This window comes from Actinophytocola sp., from assembly GCF_049647105.1.
GTDB lineage: Bacteria > Actinomycetota > Actinomycetes > Mycobacteriales > Pseudonocardiaceae > Actinophytocola.
The window spans coordinates 1-22,687 of record NZ_JBARWZ010000161.1 but is presented as its reverse complement, the minus strand read 5'-3'; the positions used below and the strand labels follow the sequence as shown (position 1 = coordinate 22,687).

Below are 22,687 nucleotides of genomic sequence, written 5' to 3'. Positions count from 1 at the left end.
TACGAGAGTTCGGCCGACGGCACCTGCATCACACGCTCCAACGTGTGGAGCGACGGTCGGCCGCGCCCGATGGCAACAGCGATGGAAGCCGGTCGTGAACGCGTTCGCCATCACCTTCGGGGACCGCTGGCCCGGCGCCGAAACCTACTGATCAACCAACGGGGTGGTGAGCCGGTCAGCGGAGTGGTTGGCCTGCCAGCCGAACAGATCCTTCGGATCGAGCCGCCCGTGGTTGACGCGGTCGTCGGCCCGGCCGCGCACACCCACCACGCGGCCGTCCTTCACCGCCAGCTCCATGCCATCGCCGTTGGAATGCAGCACCGCCGCGGTCCGCACCCAGGAATCGACGTCGGCCTCGGAGACCCCGGCGGCGAGATGGCTGTCGACGCGGACCGGCCACGATTCGCCGGGCCCGTAAGGCGTTCGGGTGGCCCACGGCTCCGCGATACCGTCCCGGTGCGTCATTACATCCTCCCGCCCAACGTTGTCGTGCCGGGACTACCTGATCCGTGCAGCGAGCAAACGACCGTCGGCTGCAGGGGAGTGTTTGCTGTCAAGTGCCGGTGGGCATGCCAATTTGCATGCCGATCACCGAAGAGAACCCCAGTTTGCGGCAGATCCTGCAGGATCTCACGTATCCTGCGGAGAAGTGGCAGATCACCACGTGTGCCGAAATCTACGGTGGCGACGTGCGTACCCGCAGGGCGTTGTACGCCTTACCGGCGCGCGTCTACTCCTCTCCCGCGGACGTTGCCAACGCGCTCGAGTAGCCCGACGCCAGCGGGGGACCACCTGACCGTGCCCCCCGCTGCACGTGGGAGAGCGTGACACCGTGGTCTACTCGGAGAACTTGTTCTGGTGGACGTCCATGCCGCCGTCGCCGCCTTCGCCGGTCGGCACCGATTCGTCGTCTCCTTCCGGGGCACGTTCGTCGCTGTGGGTCGGCTTCGTGTGCTCGTCGGCGAAGTCGTCGTCCTCGAGCATGCTCGCCGCGGTGTCGGGATCGATTTCCGGTGTGGACATTGGTCGCTCCTCTCCTCCGGTGCAGGCTGCTCCCGCACCACATCGCGTGAACCCCTCAGGCCACCGGGGGCCGCATACCCAATCCCCATGTCCCGAACCACCGGACTGTTTCGGCGCGGCGACGGCGGGGAATCCGGCACCCATGATCGGACGCTTGGAAACAGTCGTGCTCGACACCCGCGACCCGGCCAGGCTGGCGCGGTTCTACGCGGAGTTGCTGGGGGCGCGGGTGACCACCGAAGAACCGAACTGGGTGACCATTGTGGACGGCGCGGGCCGGAAGGTCTCCTTCCAGACCTCGCCGGAGCACCGGCCACCGGCGTTTCCCGACCCGGCGGGGTCCCAGCAACTGCACCTGGACGTGCGGGTCGACGACCCGGACGCCGCCGAGGGCAAGGTGCTCGAACTCGGTGCCACCCGCGTCGAGGACGCCAACGAGGACGGCACCTTCCGGGTGTTCCGTGATCCGGATGGACACCCGTTCTGCCTAGTCTGGGAGTGACGGCCCGGGATTGGCGCGACAGACATCGGGTAACCGCCGGTCATGGTGAGTATCGGATATTTCCTGTCCTGTGAGGAGTTCGGTCCTCGCGATCTCGTACGCAACGCGAAGATGGCGCAGGACGCGGGGTTCGAACGGCTCTGGATCTCTGACCACTACCACCCGTGGAACGACACCCAGGGCCAGAGCCCCTTCGTCTGGTCGGTGATCGGCGCGCTGTCCGAGGCGATCGATCTACCGGTCACCACCGCCGTCACGTGCCCGACCGTCCGGATCCACCCCGCGGTGATCGCGCAGGCGGCGGCCACCGCGGCGGTGCAGCTCGAGGGCCGGTTCGTGCTCGGTGTCGGGTCCGGAGAAGCCCTCAACGAGCACATCCTCGGCGCCCCGTGGCCCAGCGCCGGGGTGCGGCTGGCCATGCTCGAGGAGGCCGTCGAGGTCATCCGGCTTCTGCACCAGGGTGGCACGCACAGCCACCGCGGGGAGCACTACACCGTCGACAATGCCCGCGTGTACACGCTGCCCAACGAGCCGGTGCCGGTCTACATGTCCGCGTTCGGTCCCAAGGCCGTGCGTCTCGCCGCGAAGATCGCCGACGGGTTCCAGTGCGTCATGCCGGACGGCGACCTGGTCCGCGCCTACCGCGAGGCAGGCGGCCGGGGACCGGCACAGGGCGGGTTCAAGGTCTGCCACGCCCCGACGGCCGAGGAGGGTCGCACGACCGCGCACCGGATCTGGCCGAACGACGGGCTGCCGGGCGAACTGCCGCAGGTGCTGCCCCAGCCCAAACACTTCGAGCAGGCGAGCGACCTCGTCACCCCGGACATGCTCGATCTCCCGGTCGGCCCGGACCCCGAGGACTACGTGAAGCGGGTACGGTCCTTTGTGGACGCTGGCTTCGACGAGGTGTACGTGTCCCAGATCGGACCCCTTCAGGAGGAGTTCTTCCGGTTCTGGCGTGATCAGGTGGCGCCGCAGTTGCCCCTCGACTCCTCTTCACGCTCCCGATAGCCTTTTCTGGCAAGGAATTCACCGCGTTGCCCTTCGCAGGAGGTAGACAACGTTCTTCGCTGGTCATGTCGCCGCAGCTGGTCACGCCGTACTGGGCGAACGTCGCGATCCGCTGCTCGACGGACAGCGAGGCGAGATACCCGAGCAGCGCGCCGGCCGGGTCACCGACACCACGTTCCGTCGCGTGATAGACGAACGCCATCCGCTCTGCCATCCCGGCCCGGGTCGGGTTGGTTTTGGCTGTATCTGAGGTGAGTCGTTGCGGGTTGAGCTTTTCCGGATCGCGTGGCTGTCGTTCGTGGCCGGCACGTCCGGGTAGGGATCATTGATCACGTGGCCTGCCCGGCCCCGCGGTGCACTGGGTCGGCCGGCAGGGGAGTGCCGCCCCAGGACAGCAGCAGGGCGTCGATGGTCGCGCGCACGGTGGCGGGCATGTCGACCGCGTTCGGGTCGAGGAGCCACTGGACCTGCAGGCCATCCATCACCGCGACCAGGACGGCCGCGCCACGTTCCAGTTCGGCGCGGGAAACCGGAGTCCCGGCGTCGCAGGCGTCGTCGAGGGCGTCCGCCAGGTCGGTGCGCAACACGGCGAAGCGGTCGCGGAACCATTCCTGAGCAGGGTGGTTCTCGGTCACCGATTCGGCGGACAGCACCGTGTAGGCCTGGACGATCCCGGTTCGCGTGGTGTTGCTGACGACGGTGTTGAGGATGTGGTGCAGGAAATCGACCCCGCGGGGGTGCTGGGCGTCGGCGTCGGCCGCGCGGCCCGAGACGTCCCGGTCGTGCAGGACTTCGACGAGCAACTGCTCCTTCGAGCCGAAATGGTGCAGCACTCCCTGGTGGGTGATCCCCACCCGCTCGGCGATGTCGGCGAGTGACCCGTTGCGGAAACCCTTGGTCGAGAACACATCCCGGGCGGCACGCACGATCTCCTCCCGGCGCATCCTGGTCCGGTCGCTGCGCCGCGGCGCGTCGGTGCGGTCCTCGCCGGTAGCGGTCACCACCGGTGGCGCACCGGACCGTCCGCTGGCGGAAGTGGTCATGGCGTTCACTGTGCCAGGTTCACTGACCGTAGGTAAGCAACTAGTCACCTCGCTCACTTGCTGACTGGTAAGTAAGTGTGTTGTACTGCCGTGGTCACACAATGTGTGCTGTAGGTCTCCCCCTGTCACGACGGAGTGACGCGCGAGCCGGGTCGTCCGTCATTTCGGTTCGGGCGTTCCCGGACCGGGAAGGAGTCCCCTGATGCGCTCGACTCCCCGTTCCTACCCGCCTCCGCGCCGACGGCGAACCCTGATCACCGGTGCCGCCGCCGCGGTGCTCGCCAGTGCGGTTCTCGCTGGTACGCCCGCCGCGGCGGCCGACACCCCGGCATCCGTCTCCCCGGCCGTGTCGGAGGCGGCCGGGCCTCGGGTGCAGGCACCGATTCCACCGAACGCGCCCGAGCTCGGCGAGAACGTGTACGTGTTCAACCCGGGGATGCCCCAGGCGGACATCCAGGCCACGGTGGACGCCATCGCCGACCAGCAGACCGGTGCCGAGTTCGGCCCCGGCCGGTACGCCCTGCTGTTCGAACCGGGCAGCTACGGCACACCGGCGCAGCCCCTGGAGGTCCGGGTCGGCTACTACACCGAGGTTGCCGGTCTTGGCGCCCAGCCCGGCGACGTGCAGATCAACGGCCGCGTCAGCGTCTACAACCAGTGCCAGGTCAACGGCACCGGCAACTGCATCGCCCTGACCAACTTCTGGCGCTCGATGGCCAACCTGACCATCAACGTCGCGGGCGGGGAGGGCTGCGCGGCGGCCACCAACTTCTGGGCGGTGTCCCAGGCCGCGCCGATGCGGCGGGTCGACGTCAACGGCAAGTTCTCGCTGATGGACTACTGCGGTGACGGCCCGTGGTACGCCAGCGGCGGGTTCATCGCCGACTCCCGCTTCCGCGGCGAGGTGGTCAGCGGTTCCCAGCAGCAGTTCATGGTGCGCAACAGCGAGCTGAGCAGCTGGAGCAACGGCGTGTGGAACCAGGTGTTCGCCGGCACCCCGGGGGCCCCGGCCACCAGCTTCGGAGTGCCGGGTGCCCAGCCCTACACGACGCTGACCACGACGCCGGTGTCGATGGAGGAGCCGTACCTGACCGGTTCGGGCGGCAACTACACCGTGCACGTCCCCTCGGTGCGCCGCGACTCGGTCGGACCGACGAGGGACAACGCCGGTGACCGGACCATCGGCCTCGGCCAGTTCCTCGTCGCTACACCGGAAACTGGTGTCGCGGAGGTGAACCAGGCCCTGTCCGACGGCCGTCACCTGCTGCTGTCCCCGGGCACGTACCGCTACTCCGAGCCCATCCGCGTCACCCGGCCGGACACCCTGGTGCTGGGCCTCGGCCTGCCGACCATCACGCCACAGGCAGGCAACGCCGCCCTGAGCATCGACGACGTGGCCGGGGTGAAGGTCCACGGCATCACAGTCGACGCGGGCCCGGTCAACTCCCCGGTGCTCGTGCAGGTCGGCAGCTCCGGCGGCACCTGTGAGTGCGGCGGAACCAGCAACCCGGTCGTTCTCCAGGACGTCTTCGTGCGCATCGGCGGGACCCTGGAAGGCAAGGCGACCACCAGCCTGGAGGTCAACGCCTCGAACGTGCTGCTGGACCACCTCTGGCTCTGGCGCGGAGACCACGGCACCGGTATCGGCTGGGACCGCAACACCGCCGACCACGGCGCCGTCATCAACGGAGACGACGTCACCGCCAACGGCCTGTTCGTCGAGCACTTCCAGAAGACCGAGACGATCTGGCGCGGCGAGCGCGGGCGCGTGGTCATGTACCAGAACGAACGGCCCTACGACCCGCCCAACCAGGCCGCCTGGCAGGAGGACGCGGCCAACCCGGGCTACCCGGCCCTGGAGGTCGCACCGGGAGTGAGCGCGTTCCACGGTTGGGGCCTTGGCAGCTACAGCTTCTTCAACCAGGGCGTCGACATCCAGTCCCGGATGTCCTTCCGTGTGCCCCAGTCACCGGACGTGCAACTCACCAGCCTGCTCACCGTGTTCCTCAATGGCAGCGGCTCGATCAACTCAGTGGTCAACGACACCGGCCCACGCGCCGACAGCTCCAACGGAGGAACAGCGCAGAACGTCATCAGCTACCCGTGACCGCACACCTGACGATGTCCTGACCATCGTCCGACCCGAAACAGCGGTGGCCCCGGCACGCACGGTGCGGCCGGTGCCACCGTGGCGGTGGTGCTTGGTGTGGCGCGAGCCTCGACGGTCGGATCTTCAACTCGCCGTCCGCGGCGGGGCATCACGTCCGCAAAGGCGCGACAACGGCTGGTACTCACGCACCGTTGGTGTTCTTGGTTTGGGGCCTGTTGGGAATGCCGATGAGGACTTCCTTGCGGAGGTACTCCTTGATCAGGTAGGTCAGCCTCTCGCCGTCGATGAGCTCCATCCGACCATGCTCGCGAGCCTTCTCGTGGCACCCACGGGCGAACCAGGAAGTGGTGATGAGAATGCCCCAGCCGGCCTTCTTCTCCTCCATCGCTCCGGCCAGCTCACGGACATGGTTGACCCCGACGACTCTGCTGTAACGCTTCGCCTGCACGATGCTCAGCCCACCCATCAACGCCTTTCGTTGCAGGATGACCGCGTCAACGCCGTCGTCCTTGCTGTCCTGGGTCTTCCACCCTTCGGCGCCCTGCGCCTCGAAGATCTGACGTACCAGGTCCTCGAAGTTCGAAGGCGACATCTGCATGAGATCCGGTCGCGAGTCCAGCGTCGCCGCCGCATCGAAGCCCTTGACGAACTTGTACTTGCTCAGGTCGAAGTCGAGGATCGGCTCGATCGCCTCGAGTGCGTAGGGGTGGTTCGACACGATCGCCTTCAGGTGCCTCACGCATGCTTCCGGGGTGACCTTGCTGAGGTTGTCGTCCTTCGGGAACACGTCTCGATCGACGTTCATACTGATCAGGCAGGGGTACTCCTGCTCGCCGGTCGCGGGGTTGATGGCGTGTACATGGCCATTCAGCCCGACCGACTGGAGCTTGGGATCAGCGTCGAACAGGTCCCGTGCACACAGCAGCGCCACCTGGCTGATGACCTTCCGGTACAGCGACTCGATCTCCGACCGAGAGCGGGCCGTGGACCGTTCCTCGTCCTTGGTGGTCAGGTACTTGTAGGTGGACACGGTGGGCACCACGTCGTGGGGTGGCAACTCGATCCGGACGACCGCCTGTTCCGCTCGCGGATTGAAGATGACCTCCACTTCTCGGGGGAAGTCCGCAGGCAGCGGCACCCGCGAGAGCACGTGCTTGAGGTAAGTCTCGACAGCATCCTTGTCGCGGCCGGCCATGGCTCGCACGCGCGCGTTGACGGCCGCTACGCGTTGTCGCCACTTCTGCTCGGCGTCCGCGACCTGGTCGGCATGACCGCTGCGCAAGGTCGCCACCTGCCGCTGGCGGTCTGCTTCCTGCTGGGCCGCTTGCTGGACCGCTTCGTCGTACTGAGCACGGGCTGCGGCTTCCGCACGCTCGTAGCGGGTCGTTCCACCCATCATTTTGGAGAGCGCGCCCGGCGGCCGGGGCGCGAACTGGCCCCATGTCGGCGTCGGTACTGGGTCCGCCAACAGTCCGAGGTTCAGTGGGGCGACGTTGGGCCGGGGGACCTGCGCGACCAGGTCAATGCGTGCCGGTCTGTGCAGGCCGCTCACCAGAATGGCGGAGAGTTGCTCCACCCGCTGCTTGAGCTGGGCGTTCTTGTGGTCGACCGCGGCTTGACGGGAGGCGCGGTACTGCTGCTGCCGCTCCTTCTCGGCAGCCGCCTGTGCTCGTTCAGCCTCTCTGCGCTGCCGCTCGGCTTCCTGGGCCCGTGCCCGCTGCTGCCGTTCCCATTCGGCTCGCCCACTTCGACTCGTGGCCATGTCCGGTCCTCTCGCGTTCCTGTCAGGTGAGGAAAGGGCTCGGGGTGCCGGCGTGAGTCACGTGCAGGGCGTCGCGAGCACGTGTGCAGGCCACGAACAGCAGGCAGCGTTCACGTCGGCGGTCCTGCTCGTGGGCGATCAGGTCCTCGTCACGTGGGGTCAGCGCGGCCGCCGCCGGGACGGTCGCGGCGTCGACTCCGGCCACGAGCACGCACCGGTACTCCATGCCCTTCATCTTGTGCATCGTCCGGACCCGCACTCCCTTCGGTGCCCTGGTCGGGATGCCGGCGTCAGTCAGCGCAGCCTGGATGTCCTTGCCCTTGGCGGTTGTCCGGGCCGCGATGCCGATCGAGTGTGGCTCGACGCCCGCTTCGAGCCAGGCCCGAACCTTGGCCACGATCCCGTCCAGCTCTGCCTGCCAGTGGGGATAGGCCGCCACGACCGGGCGCCGGCCGTGCATCGGCGAGTGGTAGCCGACGAGCGTGTCCTCCTCGTCGTCGAGACCCTGCGCCGGCTGGCCGGCCAGCATGCGGACCGCCCAGCCGAGGATCTCCTGCGTGGTCCGGTAGCTGACAGTCAGCCGGGAGCTGCGGCCACGGACCTCGATGCCCAGTTTCGCCAGCGACACCTTGTTGGCGTAGATCCGCTGGTTGGGGTCGCTCACGATGAACAGGTCGTCCAGCCCCCGCGCCACCGCACGACGCAGCAACCGCCACTGGGCCGGGTGCAGATCCTGGCCCTCGTCGACCAGCACATGCCGGTAGGGCGGGGCGGGACGCCTCGCGAGCAACTCGGCCGCCGTCACGGCAACCTGGAGGTGCGTGCGCTGACCCAGGCGGTTCAGCTGGTCGAGAACCCCGGAGATCGCCGTCCAAGCCTGTTCCCGCGTGGGACTGTGGCTGCGTACCGGTTTGCCGCGTCCGGGTCGCTCGCAGGCGAGGTACGAGTCCCGGTCCGGGAGGCCCTGCGCGAGGATCACCTGCTCCCACTCGCTCCGCAGGAAGCTCGCCGACAAGGCGCCTCCGGTCGCCTGCCTCGCCTCCTGCCAGAGCTTGGCTTCCGCAGGCGGGTCGATGATCTCCACCCGCCGGTCTTCGGCGTTCCGGACAACCTGATTGGCGAACGCGTCGACGTTGATCACGTCAATACGCTCCCGGACCATTTCGTCTTCGACGAGCACCGCCAGCAGTTCCTGGAGCGAGTCGGCGAGCCCTCGGTTGAAGGTGGTGATCAGGATGTCCTTGCTGGTGCCGGGCGGAAGGCGCTTCGCCAGGAACGCCGCGCGGTGCAGGGCGGTCACGGTCTTCCCCGTACCCGCGCCGCCGCTCACCAGCACCGGCCCGCGATATGACGGGTGATACGCGACCCGACGCTGACGTGGGTGCAGGAACGTCCGCCACACCGCGAACGGGTGGGCGAGGATGTCTGCCAGCTCATTCGGCCCGGACACGCCGACGTACCGGTCGGGGGTCCGCTCGATGGCCGCGCCGAGGTCGTCCTGGTCGACCTTCTCCGGCGGCTCGGCTTCCGCGAGGTAGGCGCTGATCTCCTGCCATGCCTCGTCAGGGCTCATTCCGGTGGCGAGTGCGACGAGCGCGTTGTACTGGGGCTCGGGTAGCAGCCCACTCAGGGCCAGTAGGTGCCGTTCGGAGGTGAGCAGCCGGACGACCGGCAGGATGTCACCGTCTATGCCTAGCCGGACCAGGTCGCTGTCGTTCACCCCGTCGAACAACCTCGTCGTGGTCGTGCCTGCTGCCTGGGCGAGCGCGGGTTGGAATCCTTCCAACGCGGACTGGTCGCGCACCTCCAGCACACCGAGAGCCTGGTTCACGGTGAACTTCTTGCTCGTCGCGAACGCGTTGGCCTTGTCGTGTGGAAGAACGGTCAGCAACAGGTACTCGTCGCCACGTTCGGGCGCGAGGACCACGCCACGCCAGAAGTCGGTGATCCGGATGGTCCGAATCCGCGGGTCCTTGGAGTTCTTCAGCTTCTCCAGGTGCAGCCCGGCATGCGTGTGCTCGGCGAACAACTCGAAGGTCTTGTCCACGGCACGCTGCACGTTTTTTTCGAGTTTCGCGTAACCCGGGAGGAACTCTTTGTCGATGTACAGCCGTGGCACGCGCTTGTCCTCCCAGAGGTTGTCTGCCGGTGGCGACGCCGGCAGCTCCGATTACCGATGGTATTCAGATTGCCCCGGGTGGACGATGCGTTACCAATACTCCGTCTGTGTGAAGATTGGCTGATCGTTTAACGTGGTGAGAGATGGGGTCGTGACGGGCGTGCTGGAGGAAGAGCGAACGGTGCCCGCGCCGGGCAGCTCGTCACGGTGCGGAACCGTCCATGGATCGCCACGGACGTGGTCAGGAGCGAGGTGGCCAGCAGCGACACCACGACGCTGACGGCCCGCCCGACCCACCTCATCCGGCTGGTCAGCATCGAGGACGACGCCCGCGACGAGGAACTGCGGTGATCTGGGAACTCGAGGTCGGCGCGGTGGCGCACGAGTCGACCGCACTACCAAGCCCGGAACAAGTGAGCCGCTGAGCCACCACCGTGCTCGACCACGGGCCGAGCTCATCGGAGCTCGGCCCGTGATGCCTCGCAGCTACTCCCGATGAGCCACACAGCAGCATGCATGGCGACCTCGCCGGCTGATCCGGAGCACCTGGAGGAGACATGGCAGAACTCGTGACACTCGCGTTCGCCCTGTCGATCGGCATCGCCCTGCTGCCACTAAGGCAGCCTCGGGCTCGAGTGGCCGTGTTCACCGCACACCTCGTCGTGTCGGCCGCTCTCGCCATATGGCTGATGTCAACCGGGATCTGGGAGTTCAACTTGGTACTGGTGCTCATGCTGGGGCCCGGATTCGTCGTGGCCGCGACGCGGCTTCTCCTGACCCGGTCGATGCGTGCCCTGCCGGTCGACGATCACAGGACTGGAGACTGAACAACCCATTCGTCCTGCGAACGTCGCGGACAGGTCGTGTGACGTCCACCTCGGCGACAGCCAAGCCCCTTCTGCCTCGGCTTCACCACCGGCGATTGTCTGAGCCGCGAGTCGTTCCATCCCAACACGGCAGGCGCAGCCGCCTATGCTGTACTCCTGCGCCGCAAGCTTGACCAGATCGGATTACACCTGACCGTGACAGACGACGACGTGAGGCCGGCCCGCTTGCCCATCACCGTGCGTGTAGCGATAGGTATCGTGGTGGCCGGCATGACACTTGTCGTGGTCGGCTTGCTGGTATTCCCCTCCTTGGTGTTCCCGGAGGATCGGTCCACCGGCAAGTCCGTCGTGGCAACGGAGAGCAGCGCCCAAGTGCTGGCCGAACGGCTTCGTTACTCCATGACCGACCAGGACATCACAGACGAGGTCGCCAAACAGCGAGGATCGACGGTCGTCGAACTCCGCCACGAACCCGACGTAACAACGGTGCTTGTCTCGATTCCCGCCTCCGTGGTCGAACCGACAACACACGCCTGCTACCGGTTCTCCTTGCGCCAACGCCACGACGTCGCCTACGAGAAAGCAACTGGTTGCCCAGACGTGCCGACGCCGTGACGTATCTCCACAGCGCAGACCACCGTCTCGGCACGAGGCCGAGCCCACAGCCACACCGCGTCGCAGCTAGGCAGGTGACCGGCGGGAGTGATTGCCCGGCTACCGCGTGAGCGTGCCGGTGGTGAACGCGGCGAGGATGCGCTGGTGGGTCTGCCGGGGTAGGTGCCTGCCGCCGGGTTCGCCGAACGGGGTGCCCGGCCGCGCGGGTGCGTCGCGGAGGAGTTCGGTGAGGCCGGGGCGGGTGACCATGAGCAGTCCGTGGGTCGCGCGTGTGCAGGTGACGGCCAGCCTGCCGAACGAGGAGTTGAACTCGTCGAGCCGTCCGGCGCCCGAGAGCGGATGGATGGCGACCGTGATGCCGTTGGTCTGCCCCTGCCACGAGTCCACAGTGGACGCCACGATATCCGTCGCGGCGAGGGAGTGCTTGGCGCGCAGGCGGTCGACGATGTCGGTCGCGTCGTCGACCGCCTGGTTGCGGGTGGCCAGGACGGTGATCAGCGGGTCGCCACCATCGCCGGGGCGGGTGGTGATGCGCCGCCCGGTTGGGGCACCCCTGCCGTCGTACTCCGCGCGGGTGAGGGCGAACCCGGCGTCGAGCAGCGCGTCGAGCAGCACCTCGATCTCGCCGAGCAGCGGCTGGTCCACGTCGGCCGCCTCGGGTTCGGGCAGCCCGGCGATCTCGAGCAGCGTCGGCACGCCAGTGCCGACCGTCCGCCACACGTCGGCCGCGGCACCGGTCAGTCCCTCGGCGACCAGCGTCCGGTCGCCCGGCGCGGCCACGCAGTCCAGCTGTCGCCACTCCGGGTAGAAGGCGCGCCAGAGGTGGAGGTGCCCGGCCGCCGGCCGCCAGACGGCGGGCAGTTCGATGGCGACGGTGCGCTCGTCGGTGCCTTCGCCGGTGCGTTCGACACTGTCGAAATCGGTCGGCCAGGCGCGATAGGGGTTGAAGCCGGGGTCGCCGCGCCAGGGGTTCGCGCCGATCTCCAGCGGCGGTAGCTGACCGACGTCGCCGACGCCGACGGTGATCGGGGCGGCGTTCGCGACCTTGTCGAACAGGTGGTGCGGCAGCTGCCACGCCTCGTCGACGAACAGCACGTCGAACACCGGGCCTGGCTCGTCGTCGGCCTGGTCGCCGGTGAAGTGGGCCGCCAGCCTGCCCAGCTCGCCGCGCGCACCCAGCTTGTGCGACGTCGCGACGACGACCCGGGTCTGCGCTGGGATGCCCGATGCGGTGGTGACCACGGTGGTGTGCGCGTGGGCTTCTTCCGGTACGTCGTCGTAGCGTTTCTTGCTGGCGAACAGGCACACGTGGTCGCGGCCAAGCGTCTTCCCTAGCGCGGTCGCGAGCGGGTAGACCTGCTTGTTGGTGAACGCGATGATCGCGACGCGCGTACACGCGGGGTGGTCGACGGCGTCGGTGACGAGCTTCTTCAGCACGTGCGACTTGCCGGCACCGGCGGCCGCCTTCAGCAGGATGCGCTCCACCGGCACGGTGCCCGCCAGCGCGGCACGCAGCACGTCGACCGCCTCGTCGGCGACGGCCGCGTTGCCTGCCGCCGCGTCGGCGTGGTGGACCACTGTGGTGTCCGCCCCGGCTGGCGGGGTGAATGCGAGGGTCATGACGTCACTCCAGGTCGTCGAGGGTCAGATCGTCCGGCCCCTCGTCCTGCGCCATCGCCGCCGGGTCCGCGACGGGCGCACCCTCCGGGGTCACCTCGAACGCGTCCGCGTCGACCACCGGCGGCCACACCTGCGGGTTCAGCTCGCCATTGTCCCGGCGCTCTGCGAGCCGGTCGGACCAGTCCGCCTCCGCGTCCTCGTGCGGGCGGCAGCAGTACTGGTGCTCCTCGGGGGCATCGGCATAGGAGTACGCGCCACACTCCGGTTTCGGCGCCGACATGTCGTCTGCGGCGGGCCTGCCGACGCTGAGGGCCTTGTTGCCCTTGAGGTCGCAGTACCAGCTGAAGTCCGCGACGACGAGCCGGTCGCCGGGTGCCAGGGCCGGCACGTTGTCCGGTGCCCACACGAAACGGCGCGGCTCGTCGTCCACGCCGGCCAGCGGGCCGATCGCCATGCCGGAGAACTTGACGCTGCCCTTCAACGGGGTCATGGCCGTGCCCGGCTGTTCCACGCATGCGTTCCCGTTGACGTGCAGCAGCACGATCCGCGCGCCCGTGCCGAGCCGTCGCGACTCGACGTCCAGCACGAGCGGCCCGGCGCTGACCACGGTCGCGGGCACGACCTCCCGGACCCCGGCGTCGGCGGCCATGTCGGCGGCGGCCTGCGGGTTGCCAAGCGCGGCGAGCTGGCGGCGGCACCGGCCGTCGCTCTCGATCACCGGCACGAGCGAGTTGCGCCAGTGCCGGTAGGTGCGCCCGAACCGGACCAGGTCGGACGCGTGCAGGTCCAGCCTGCGTCGCCACACCGCCTGGGCGTCGGCTTCGATCGTGTGGTGGACGTCGCGGAGGCTGGAGTCGCGGACGGTGCGCAGTGCGGCAAGGGCCCGCTCCAGGACGTCGCGTTTGTACGCCAGTTCCTCGGTGACGAGCGCGGTGTACCGCTCCGGGTCGGGGTCGCCGCCGCGGCCTCCGGTCAGCGCGCGGTGCACGGCGTCCGAGCGCCTGCCCGTCAGCCGGGCGCCCGGCGTGTGCTGGGAACGCTCGATGTCGTCCTCCAGCTCACGGGGTTTGACCGGCCCCTTCGTGAGCGTCTCCGCCCACGCCACCAGGTAGTCGAGACGCAGCGACGAGGAGGCGGGCCCGCCGGCCGCCACGTGCTGGGCGAGCACCGCACGCAGGTCGACGACCGGCGCCCGGAGCGTGAGCGCGCGGGCGCGGGCGCGGTCGTCCTCCAGGAGGAACGACACCGCGGTCCGCTCGACCGGATGCAACGCCGTCGGTATCCGCGCGGGCTCACCGCTGAACGTCAGCGGCTCGCGGCCCATCGCCTGGTCCCGCTCCCAGCGAAGTCTGCTCAGCTCGACGCCCGCGAGGTTGTCGGCGATGGAGGCCAGTACGTCGGCGGTCACGGCGTCGGGGACGACGACGTGCACCGCGTACGCGCCGCGGCTCGCGCTCTCGGCCATCGCGGCGGTGATCTCCTGCCCGAGCAGGCGCATCACAGCCCGCCTGGTTTCCACCGACTGCGGCTCGTCGAACACGGTGACGGCCCACTCTTCCTGGCCGTGGCCGGTGTGGCGCCGCAGCGCGATCCCGTGCACACCGAGCGCGGCGGCGTCCGCCTTCGCGAGCACCATGTCGACGGTGCCGGGGCGGCCGGCGCCGTCGACCCGCAGCTGCCCTGTCGTGCGGCCGACGCCGTCCAGCGTGGCGCGTACCTGCGCGACCACCGACGCCGGTACCCGCGCGGCCGCCTCGCCGCCGGTCACCAGCCCGGCGACCTGTGACCGCAGCTCGGCGGGCACGCCGATCTCCACCAGCAGGTCGGCCGGGTGGGGCGAGGTCCGCAGCTCGTGGCGGCAGTAGGAGAACAGGGGACAGGTGATGCAGGTGGCCGGGTCGAACGTGGCCAGCAGGTGCGCCACGAACGGCGCGACGTCGGTCCCCGGCAGGTACTTGGTCTCCGCCGCCTCGCGTCGCCGCTCGGCCACCCGCATCCGGACCTCCGCCCGGTGGTCGTGCAGCGCCTCGACGAGTGCCTCTGGCTGGAGGAAGGAGTTCCTCGGCACCGCGAGCACGCCGTGCGAGTGGACGGCCATGCCGCCGGGCAGCCGTGACCACGCCGCCGCCGACTCCGCTCCCAGTGCCACCTGGAGGAAGCCCTTCAGCAGCCGGGTGTCGTCGATCCGCGAGCGCACCCGCTCGTAGTCCTTCGCGTCGCCGACGATCAGCCACGACGTGCGTCCCTCACCGGCGGTGACCACCGCGAAGTCCGGTTTCACCTCGGTGGCGACGCCATCCTCGAACCCGGCGAACGGCACCGCAAGCCCGTGGACCAGCGTGGCGGCGCCCTCCTCGACGGCAGCCTCGTGGGCGGCCGCCAGCAGCTCGGCGGTCTCGTCGACGTGCACGTGGGCGTTGACGGTCACGACCTTCTTCGGCCGGTCCAGCCCGGCCCGCCCGACCGTGGTGGTCGCGACCTCACCGGCGAACAACGCGTCGCGCACCAGGTGCTCGAAGGTCATGGCGCGCGTCCACCTGGCCGCCGGGATGTAGCCGGAGTCGTCGGGGAACCCGAGGTCGAGCGCGAGCTGGCGGCGCGTCCTGCCGACGACGAGCGGGTCGGTGCCCCGGAACCGCGCACATGCCGCGTGCGTGGACGCGGCGACCGCGCTGGAACCACCGCCAAGGGACTTGCTCGGCATCCGCCGTGACCCACCCTTCTCGCTCGGCCCGCCAGGCCCGACCGGCTCCAGCGAAGATCGAGACAGCTTAACCACCGGGTCGTGGCCGGGCCGGACGTCACGGCGGCGCGGCGGGCACCGGTCTCGCCACAGGTTCGGTGACATGACGACCGACGCCTGGTCAGATCCGGATCGAACGAGACCCAACCGGTGATTCCGCACATTTCGTTCCCCTTCGAATGGTTCGCGGCGTCAACCGCGAGTGCTGACCGGTGTGGCGCTCGTGGTCCGTGCGTGCCCGCCCAGTACCTCGAGCCGCGGCACCAGCGCCGCGGGCACCGGCAACGCGCGCACCTGGTCGGCGACGGCCGCGGCGGTGGTCCGGAACGAGCCGTCGGCCAGCAGGTCGGTGAGCGTGGCCACGTCGGCGTCGCCGGGGGCGCGGTGCAGCCCGAGGCTGTGCTTGGCCACCACGGCGGCGTTGACGAACTGCTCGGCGGCGTGTGGCAGCCGAACGCCAACAGGAACTCGGCATCCACCTCGGCGGCAGCGGCCAGCAACGGCGCCACGCTGCCGAACCCCGACACCGTCGGCATGACGGTGCCAGCGTCACGAGCACCCTTGGCCGCTCGGTCGGCAACAGGTGGCCGAGGCCGGGTGTGACGGCGAAGTGCACGCGCATGCGCCAAGTTCCTTCCAGCGGGTTGTCGGTCAGCTCTCACGATTGAGGCCGGGTCTCGATTGCGCCTACATCTCCCCTCGGCTCGATGTCGGCGGCAAATCGAGAAAGCGCGATGAATCGTTCCACCGCGCTGGCGGTGGCTGTCGGGTGGCAGTGTCCTTTACGGACGAAAGAAACGCGTCAGCCGTGGTGAGATCCACCTTCGCGGAAGCCGCGTCACGCGCGTCGTTGACGCGGCGTGCCCGGGAATCGGAGCCGGTCCTGGTTCGGGAAGCTACGGGAAAAATGATTACCGGAGAAGGCTGGATCGATATTTTTGCGGTCCTTGGAATGCGGCAACCGGCTTCTGGGTCGCACTGAGCATATATCGAATCGAAATATCGGATGTGCGCTGCGTGTGCGGGTAAATTCCTGGTGAATGCACCGGTAACAGGAGGCGACAGACAGGTGACAAGAGGCGTTGACAGGTGGTTGGTCGTCGGGTAGGCATGTTTTGAGTGCATTACTCAAACGTGAGGCTCGGGGGGCGAGGCAAGAGATCGCTTGCGCTCGTCGAGCACTGGGGAACGGACTTCTATCGATCGATTAGGCCTGCGCGGAAATCTTGACGCCGTGCGGGTGACCTGCGCTGAGCGGGATCTATCACACTGGGGGTGTGGGTGTCTGACGTCGTCGTGCCACCAGCATGGCTGCTACTGGAATACGCGAGCACAAACGACACGGTATTGGTTGAGGACGCCGAGAAAATCGACGCGCTGCTCGCCGCGGCACGTTGGGACGACCTCGTTGTCCACGCGATGCGGCATCGGCTGATCCCACGTCTCGCGGACTTTCTCGTTCGATCCGGGCTGATGTCGCATTTGCCGAGAGAGTCCCGCCGGATCCTGATGCAGTCACTGCACGACAACCGGCACAAGGTGGCGTTGTCCTGCGGAGAGGCGCACGCCGTGGTCTCCGCCATGCGGGACCACGGGGTGCCCGTCGTGTGCACCAAGGGAATCGCGTTCCAGTACTCGCTGTATGGCGGCTTCGGCGGACGTGCGTTCAACGACATCGATCTCCTGATCGAGCCGGACCACAGGAGCGCGGCCGAGGACGTGCTCACCGGCCTCGGCTACCTCGCGAACATGGAGCACGACCTGTGCAAAGGCGGGCTGAGCAGGCGTTCCCGCCGTGACCTCGCGATGTTCGCGATGTACCCGGATCACCTGCCGCATTTCTTCCGGCCGTTGACCGGGAGCGCGCTGCCCCATTTCATGGTGGACGTCTGCTTCAGCATTACGTGGTTCGGCGCGGCCTGGCAGATCCCGATGAGCGAGGTGCTCGCCGAGACGGACACGGTGACGGCCGTGACCCTCGACGGCAGCGTCCGGCTCCCCGTCCTCGCCGCGCCCTACGACTTCATCTTCACGGTCATGCACCTGTTCCGCGAAGGCTGGTTCCAGCGAACGGTCCTCGTCAAGGGCCTGCGGCTCGGCCAGTTCGCGGACGTCCGGCGGCAGTGGCAGCGCCTCGACGCCGCCACGATCGCCGGTCTGGCCGGTCTGATCGACCGCCACGCCATCGGACCGCCCGTCGCGTGGGTTTGCCACCACGTCGACCAGCTCTTCGGCAGCGACATCGTCGGCAGCCTCGGCCTGGGCCGGTACTGCGACGATGCGTGGTTGCACAGCGCCAGCGCGGTCGACGGCTCGTTTCTGTCGTGGACCGGCGGCATGCGCGAGCGCCTCCGCGCCGAGGAACCACCGGCACTGGTGGCGGCACCGGAACCCCCGTTCGCCGCGCAGGCGCGCGTCGCGAGAACACGGTCGAGTGCCCCCGCCCCGGCCGAGGGCACTCACGAGGCTGCCTCCGCAGCGGAGACGCGGTGACATGACAACCAGACCGAGTGCGCCCCCCTCCGTGCGGCTGCTGCTGCGCGCCGCGGCGAACCAGGAACCCGAGCGTGCCGCACTGCGGGACGACGCGGGCGAGTCGAGCTATGCCGAGATGTGCCGCCTCGCGAACCGTGCGGCCGGATGGCTGCGCGCCCAGGGAGTGCGGCCGGGGGACCGGGTGCTCGTCCGTGCGGCGGCGAACCGCACGACGGTGGCGGTGCTCTTCGGGTGCCTGTCCATCGGCGCGGTCTTCGTGCCGTACAGCACCGACATTACGCGGTACCAGCTCACCGACCTGCTCGCGGATGCCCAGCCGGTCCTGGTGATCACCGACGACGAGCGTCAGGAGGGCTGGATTCCCGTTCAGGTGACCGGTCCGGCCGCGTTGTACGCGGCGCCTGCCCGCGAACACGTGGAGCGGGACGCCGCGCCGGACGATCTCGCCCTTCTGCTGTACACGTCGGGGAGTACGGCACAACCAAAAGCTGTGGCCTGCACCCACGCCCAGGTGTCGTTCGCCGTGAGCGCGGTCGCCGCGGTGGTGCGCTACCGCGCCGACGACGTCGTGTTCTGCAGGCTTCCACTGTCCTTCGACTACGGCCTGTACCAGGTGTTCCTGACCTTCTTGGCTGGCGGCACGCTGGTGCTCGCGGATGCCGCTCACGACGCCCGGCTGCTGGCGGACCTGCGGCGCCACCGGGCAACCGTGGTGCCGGTCGTGCCGTCCCTGGCGAGAATGCTGCTCACGCTGGCCGCCCGGCGCTCGAGCGACCCCGGGTCCCCGTGCGTCCGGCTGTTCACCAACACCGGCGAGCACCTGTCGAACGCGACCGCCGACGAACTGCGGGACCGGTTCCCGGGGGCGGGCGTGCAGATGATGTTCGGCACGACGGAATGCAAGCGCATCACCGTCCTGGAGCCCGATGGCGACCGGCACCGGCCCGGCTCTGTTGGCCGTCCCCTGCCGGGCACGCGCGTTCGGATCCTCGGCGACGACGGCCGGGAACTGGCGCAGGCGGAGACCGGCGAGATCTGCGTGCACGGGCCGCACGTGATGGCCGGGTACTGGCGGGCACCGGAGCTCACGGCGGCGCGGTTCCCGGTCGACGAGACCACCGGTGAGCGGTTCCTGCGCACCGGCGACTTCGGGTACCTGGGCCAGGACGGTCACCTCTACTTCGCGGGACGGCGGGACCACTTGTTCAAGTTGAGGGGAACGAGGACCTCCACGGTCGAGATCGAGGCGGCAGCGCTGCTTCTCGCCGGAGTGACGCAGGCGGCCGTCCTCCCGCCCGCAGGCGGCCTCGACGCGGTGCTGTGCGTCATCGCGTCAGTGACCGAGGAGGAGGTGGTCCGGGGGCTGCGTGACCGGCTCGGACCCGCGAAGGTCCCACCGCTGTGCCGGCGGGTCGAATCGCTCCCGTTGACGGTCAACGGGAAGGTCGACCGGCGCCGGTTGCGTGAACTGCTCGAAGGAGCGGTGGTATGAGCGGGACCGCGCCGGTGCGGGACCGGATGGGTGTCCGGGACCTGGCGGACCGGTTCGGCACACCAGCCTACGTCTACGAACTCGCCGACGTCGACGCCGCGGCACAGGTGCTGCGGCGCGCGCTGCCCGCGCCGTCGAGGCTGCTCTACTCGCTGAAGGCCAACCCACACCCGTTGATCGCCCATGCGTTGCGTGCCGGGGGCTGCGACGCGGAGATCAGTTCCCTCGGCGAGCTCGCCGCCGCGCGGCAGGCGGGGTTCACCGCCGACCAGTGCCTGTACACCGGGCCGGGCAAGTCGGAGCAGGAGGTGGCGGTGGCGCTGGACACGGGGGTCAGGCGCTTCTCCGTCGAGTCGGCGGCCGACTTCCACCGGGTGGCGTCGGCCGCCGAGGAGCGTGGGACGACCGCGGACTGCCTCGTCCGGATCAACACTCTCCGGGCGACCGGCACGAGCGGTCTGCGGATGAGTGGTGTGGCCTCCCAGTTCGGCGTCGACGTGGCGGTACTGGAGGAGGAACCCACGCTCTTCGCGGCCCGGCCCGGCGCCCGTGTGGTGGGTCTGCACTTCTTCTCCGTCAGCAACGCGGCGGCTGAAACGGCCATCGTGGAGGAGGCGCGCGCCAACATCGCCGTGGCCGCGTGGCTGCGTGAGGTGGCGGGCGTCGACCTGCGAGTGCTCGACCTGGGTGGCGGCTTCGCCGCGCCGTACGCGAAACCGGGCCCGCTCCCCGACTACACCGGGCTCCGCGACGCGCTCGAGGCGGCCCTCGACGAACACCTCGCAGGCTGGCGCGACGGAGACCCGGAGATCGCCTTCGAGTCCGGCCGTTATCTCGCGGGCGTCTGCGGCCGCTTGGTCGCGAGGGTGGCCGACGTGAAACGCAGCCAGGATCGCACTTTTCTCGTGCTCGACAGCGGCATCAACCACCTGGGCGGCCTCGCCGGTCTCGGCCGCCTGCTGCCGGTGTCCGCCGCCGTGGTCCCGGCCGTCGGACCACCGGGTGAGGCGGCACTCGCGGAACAGGTCCGGGCGACCGTCGTCGGTCCGTTGTGCACGCCGGCCGACGTCCTCGCGAGAGATGTGGCGATCGCGTCGGCGCGGGTCGCGGACCTGGTCGAGATCCCGAACGTCGGCGCCTACGGGCTGACCGCGAGTCTTGTCGGTTTCCTGAGCCGCCCGGCCGCGGCGGAGATCGTGCTGCGCGACGGCGTCCTGGTGGACGCGTCGCGGGTGGAGTTGCGCCGCGTGCCCATCGACCAAGGAGCCGCTGAATCAGGCGAGTCCCGTCACGAGGGGAGTGACTGAGGTGGCGACGAATCCCCGCATCACCTCGGCCGTCCAACGCGTCCTGCCCGTGTTGCGGGAACACGCCGAGGAGGTCGACGCCGAGGCCGTGTTCCCCGAGGCCGCGCTCGGCGCGCTCGCCGAGGCCGGGTTGCTCGGCCTGCTGGTGCCCGAGGAACTCGGTGGCCTCGGTGGTGACCTCGACGACATGGTGGCCGTCGCCCAGGACCTGGCCAGGTGCTGTATGTCGTCGGCACTGATCTGGGCGATGCACTGCCAGCAGACCGACTCCCTGGTGCGGTTCGCGACGCCGTGGTTGCGGGACAACGTCCTGCCCCGGATCGCGCGAGGTGAGGTGTACCTGGCCTCCGTCACGACCGAGCCGGGCAAAGGCGGGAACTTGCTGACCGGAGTCGCTCCGCTCCTGGCGGACGATGCCGGTCTCCGGCTGGACCGGGACGCACCCGTGGTCACCGGCGGGTCGCACGCACACGGCTTCCTCATCACCATGCGCGCTTCGGCAGTGGCGACGCCGAACCAGATCTCGCTCGTCTACGCGGACCGGGACCAACTCGAGCTCGCGATCGCGGGCGACTGGAACACGCTCGGCATGCGCGGCACCGAGAGTGTGGGGCTGAAGATCGCCGGCACGGTGCCCGCGCACCAGATCGTCGGCGATCCAGGCGGGTTCCGGACCATTGCGGTGGAGAGCATGGCGCCCGTCGGTCACCTCGGGTGGGCGGCGTGCTGGCTCGGCACGGCACGCGGCGCGTTGGCGGAACTCGTCGGCTGGCTGCGGTCGGACAAGCGGTCGCGGAGCATCGACGTCCGCTCCGAGCTCGTGTCCGAACGACTGGCCCGCATCCGGATGGACCTCGAACTCGTCAGCGCCTACCTGCACCGCGTCACCGGCGAGATCGGCACGATCCGGGAGCAGGGGGGCGAGCTGTCCGCGACCGAGGTGCAGATCCACCTCAACACGCTCAAGGTCACCGCCGCGGAACTCACTTTCCGCGCGGTCGACCGGATGGTGCAGCTCGCCGGGTTGACCATGGGATATCGCAGGGACTCGCCGCTGCCACTGGAACGGCACTTCCGTGACCTGCGTTCCGCGAGCCTCAACTACTCCAACGACCGGCTGCTCGTCTCGAGCGGTGCGCTGACCCTGATGGACCGCGGTGTCCGGCTGGCATGAGGTACGAGCACGACGGTGGAACGAGAGGGAACACGATGATCGGCCCCGACTGGCCCGACGAGTTCGAGAAGCTGTTGCGGAACTACCTGCCGTTACTCGGCGACGACCTCCCGCTGGCCCCGGCAACGGCTCTGGTCGACCACGGGCTGGACTCGTTGTCGACGGTCGGGCTGCTGGTGGACGTCGAGGAGTCGTTCGGTGTGCAGTTCCCGGACGACGCCCTGACCCCGGACACCTTCGCGACGCCAGCGTCGTTGTGGTCGGTGGTGGTGCGGCAGCGCGAGGCAGCGGAATGACCGCTCGCCGCGCCGGGAGTCCGCTGACGTTCGGCCAGTTGTCGGTGTGGCGCATCATGGAACGGCACCCGTTCGAGCGGTGGCCCGAGTCCTACCTGCGCATGCCGGTGCCGGTCCCGGCGGGGGCGGGGCTCCACGAAGTGGTCGGCGCCCTCGACATGCTCTGCGCGCGGCACGAGACGCTGCGCACCCACTTCGTCGACGGCGACGCGGGTCCGCGCCAGCTGGTCGCGCAGGCCGGGGGCGGAGCGGAACCCGTTGTCGTGGACCGCGACGAGGCCGGGGAGCAGGCGGTCACCTCGGTGTGCGAGGAACTCGCTCGGGACCGGATCGAACGTTCGGCCGAGTTCGGCCGCCGGTTCGCGGTGCTCCGCGTCGCGGGGCGGCCGACGCACGTGGCGATCGTCGTCGACCACATCGTGGCCGACGGATACGGCTTGAAGCGGCTTCGTGCCGAACTCACCAGTCTGCTCGGCGGTGCGGACCACCGGGGCGACCGGTGGCTCGCCGAGGACCCGCCGCCGCGGCCGCGCGAGCTGGCCGGGGA

General features: G+C 69.2%; 20 protein-coding genes. 12 read left to right on the top strand and 8 right to left on the bottom strand.

Annotated features, from left to right (window positions below):
* Nucleotides 1-144 precede the first annotated feature (144 nt).
* Nucleotides 145-465 carry a hypothetical protein gene (locus WBA97_RS20330; RefSeq protein WP_424232454.1) on the bottom strand — a complete coding sequence of 107 codons (321 nt, stop codon included), beginning with the start codon at nucleotides 463-465 and terminating at the stop codon, nucleotides 145-147.
* Nucleotides 466-581: 116 nt separating this feature from the next.
* On the opposite strand from WBA97_RS20330, the gene WBA97_RS20325 reads away from it, so the two are divergent.
* A complete protein-coding gene (locus WBA97_RS20325) occupies nucleotides 582-770 on the top strand; it encodes a DUF2795 domain-containing protein (protein ID WP_424232453.1) in 189 nt (62 codons plus the stop codon).
* 67 nt (nucleotides 771-837) lie between these two features.
* Here the strand turns inward: WBA97_RS20325 and WBA97_RS20320 are convergent, their stop codons facing one another.
* A complete protein-coding gene (locus tag WBA97_RS20320) occupies nucleotides 838-1,023 on the bottom strand; it encodes a hypothetical protein (protein ID WP_424232452.1) in 186 nt (61 codons plus the stop codon).
* Nucleotides 1,024-1,177: 154 nt separating this feature from the next.
* Between WBA97_RS20320 and WBA97_RS20315 the strand changes: the two genes are divergently transcribed.
* Nucleotides 1,178-1,525 (top strand): VOC family protein, encoded by a 348-nt coding sequence (locus WBA97_RS20315; protein ID WP_424232451.1) that lies wholly within the window; start codon nucleotides 1,178-1,180, stop codon nucleotides 1,523-1,525.
* 42 nt (nucleotides 1,526-1,567) lie between these two features.
* Nucleotides 1,568-2,536, top strand: coding sequence for a TIGR03557 family F420-dependent LLM class oxidoreductase (locus tag WBA97_RS20310; RefSeq protein WP_424232450.1), 969 nt, complete (start codon nucleotides 1,568-1,570; stop codon nucleotides 2,534-2,536).
* Between the two features lie 329 nt (nucleotides 2,537-2,865).
* On the opposite strand, the gene WBA97_RS20305 is transcribed toward WBA97_RS20310, so the two are convergent.
* Nucleotides 2,866-3,579, bottom strand: coding sequence for a TetR/AcrR family transcriptional regulator (locus WBA97_RS20305; protein ID WP_424232449.1), 714 nt, complete (start codon nucleotides 3,577-3,579; stop codon nucleotides 2,866-2,868).
* 202 nt (nucleotides 3,580-3,781) lie between these two features.
* On the opposite strand from WBA97_RS20305, the gene WBA97_RS20300 reads away from it, so the two are divergent.
* The gene (locus tag WBA97_RS20300; RefSeq protein ID WP_424232448.1) at nucleotides 3,782-5,686 is read left to right on the top strand and encodes a hypothetical protein; all 1,905 of its coding nucleotides are present in this window, start codon (nucleotides 3,782-3,784) and stop codon (nucleotides 5,684-5,686) included.
* Between the two features lie 184 nt (nucleotides 5,687-5,870).
* Here the strand turns inward: WBA97_RS20300 and WBA97_RS20295 are convergent, their stop codons facing one another.
* Both WBA97_RS20295 and WBA97_RS20290 read right to left on the bottom strand, forming a co-directional pair.
* Nucleotides 5,871-7,451 carry a restriction endonuclease gene (locus WBA97_RS20295; RefSeq protein WP_424232447.1) on the bottom strand — a complete coding sequence of 527 codons (1,581 nt, stop codon included), beginning with the start codon at nucleotides 7,449-7,451 and terminating at the stop codon, nucleotides 5,871-5,873.
* Between the two features lie 22 nt (nucleotides 7,452-7,473).
* Nucleotides 7,474-9,570, bottom strand: a complete 2,097-nt coding sequence (locus WBA97_RS20290; RefSeq protein ID WP_424232446.1) for a UvrD-helicase domain-containing protein — start codon at nucleotides 9,568-9,570, stop codon at nucleotides 7,474-7,476.
* 557 nt (nucleotides 9,571-10,127) lie between these two features.
* Here WBA97_RS20290 and WBA97_RS20285 point away from each other — a divergent pair.
* Nucleotides 10,128-10,397: a hypothetical protein gene (locus WBA97_RS20285; RefSeq protein WP_424232445.1), complete on the top strand. Its 270-nt coding sequence runs from the start codon at nucleotides 10,128-10,130 to the stop codon at nucleotides 10,395-10,397.
* Nucleotides 10,398-10,592: 195 nt separating this feature from the next.
* Nucleotides 10,593-11,012, top strand: coding sequence for a hypothetical protein (locus WBA97_RS20280; protein WP_424232444.1), 420 nt, complete (start codon nucleotides 10,593-10,595; stop codon nucleotides 11,010-11,012).
* Between the two features lie 99 nt (nucleotides 11,013-11,111).
* Here WBA97_RS20280 and WBA97_RS20275 read toward each other — a convergent pair whose 3' ends face one another.
* The 3 genes from WBA97_RS20275 to WBA97_RS20265 form a co-directional block, all read right to left on the bottom strand.
* A complete protein-coding gene (locus tag WBA97_RS20275; RefSeq protein WP_424232443.1) occupies nucleotides 11,112-12,632 on the bottom strand; it encodes an AAA family ATPase in 1,521 nt (506 codons plus the stop codon).
* Between the two features lie 4 nt (nucleotides 12,633-12,636).
* Nucleotides 12,637-15,336, bottom strand: a complete 2,700-nt coding sequence (locus WBA97_RS20270; protein ID WP_424232442.1) for a hypothetical protein — start codon at nucleotides 15,334-15,336, stop codon at nucleotides 12,637-12,639.
* 231 nt (nucleotides 15,337-15,567) lie between these two features.
* Nucleotides 15,568-15,786, bottom strand: coding sequence for a hypothetical protein (locus WBA97_RS20265; RefSeq protein ID WP_424232441.1), 219 nt, complete (start codon nucleotides 15,784-15,786; stop codon nucleotides 15,568-15,570).
* 870 nt (nucleotides 15,787-16,656) lie between these two features.
* On the opposite strand from WBA97_RS20265, the gene WBA97_RS20260 reads away from it, so the two are divergent.
* The 6 genes from WBA97_RS20260 to WBA97_RS20235 all read left to right on the top strand — a co-directional run.
* Nucleotides 16,657-17,868, top strand: coding sequence for a nucleotidyltransferase family protein (locus WBA97_RS20260; protein WP_424232440.1), 1,212 nt, complete (start codon nucleotides 16,657-16,659; stop codon nucleotides 17,866-17,868).
* A 1-nt stretch (nucleotide 17,869) separates the two neighbouring features.
* On the top strand, nucleotides 17,870-19,363 hold the full coding sequence (locus WBA97_RS20255; RefSeq protein WP_424232439.1) for a class I adenylate-forming enzyme family protein: 1,494 nt from the start codon (nucleotides 17,870-17,872) through the stop codon (nucleotides 19,361-19,363).
* On the top strand, nucleotides 19,360-20,670 hold the full coding sequence (locus tag WBA97_RS20250) for an alanine racemase (protein ID WP_424232438.1): 1,311 nt from the start codon (nucleotides 19,360-19,362) through the stop codon (nucleotides 20,668-20,670). Before WBA97_RS20255 ends, WBA97_RS20250 begins: the two co-directional genes overlap by 4 nt.
* Before the next feature lies 1 nt (nucleotide 20,671).
* Nucleotides 20,672-21,844, top strand: a complete 1,173-nt coding sequence (locus WBA97_RS20245; protein WP_424232437.1) for an acyl-CoA dehydrogenase family protein — start codon at nucleotides 20,672-20,674, stop codon at nucleotides 21,842-21,844.
* A 35-nt stretch (nucleotides 21,845-21,879) separates the two neighbouring features.
* The gene (locus tag WBA97_RS20240) at nucleotides 21,880-22,140 is read left to right on the top strand and encodes a phosphopantetheine-binding protein (protein ID WP_424232436.1); all 261 of its coding nucleotides are present in this window, start codon (nucleotides 21,880-21,882) and stop codon (nucleotides 22,138-22,140) included.
* On the top strand, nucleotides 22,137-22,687 hold a 551-nt coding region (locus WBA97_RS20235; RefSeq protein ID WP_424232435.1), incomplete at its 3' end, for a hypothetical protein. The genes WBA97_RS20240 and WBA97_RS20235, both read left to right, overlap by 4 nt.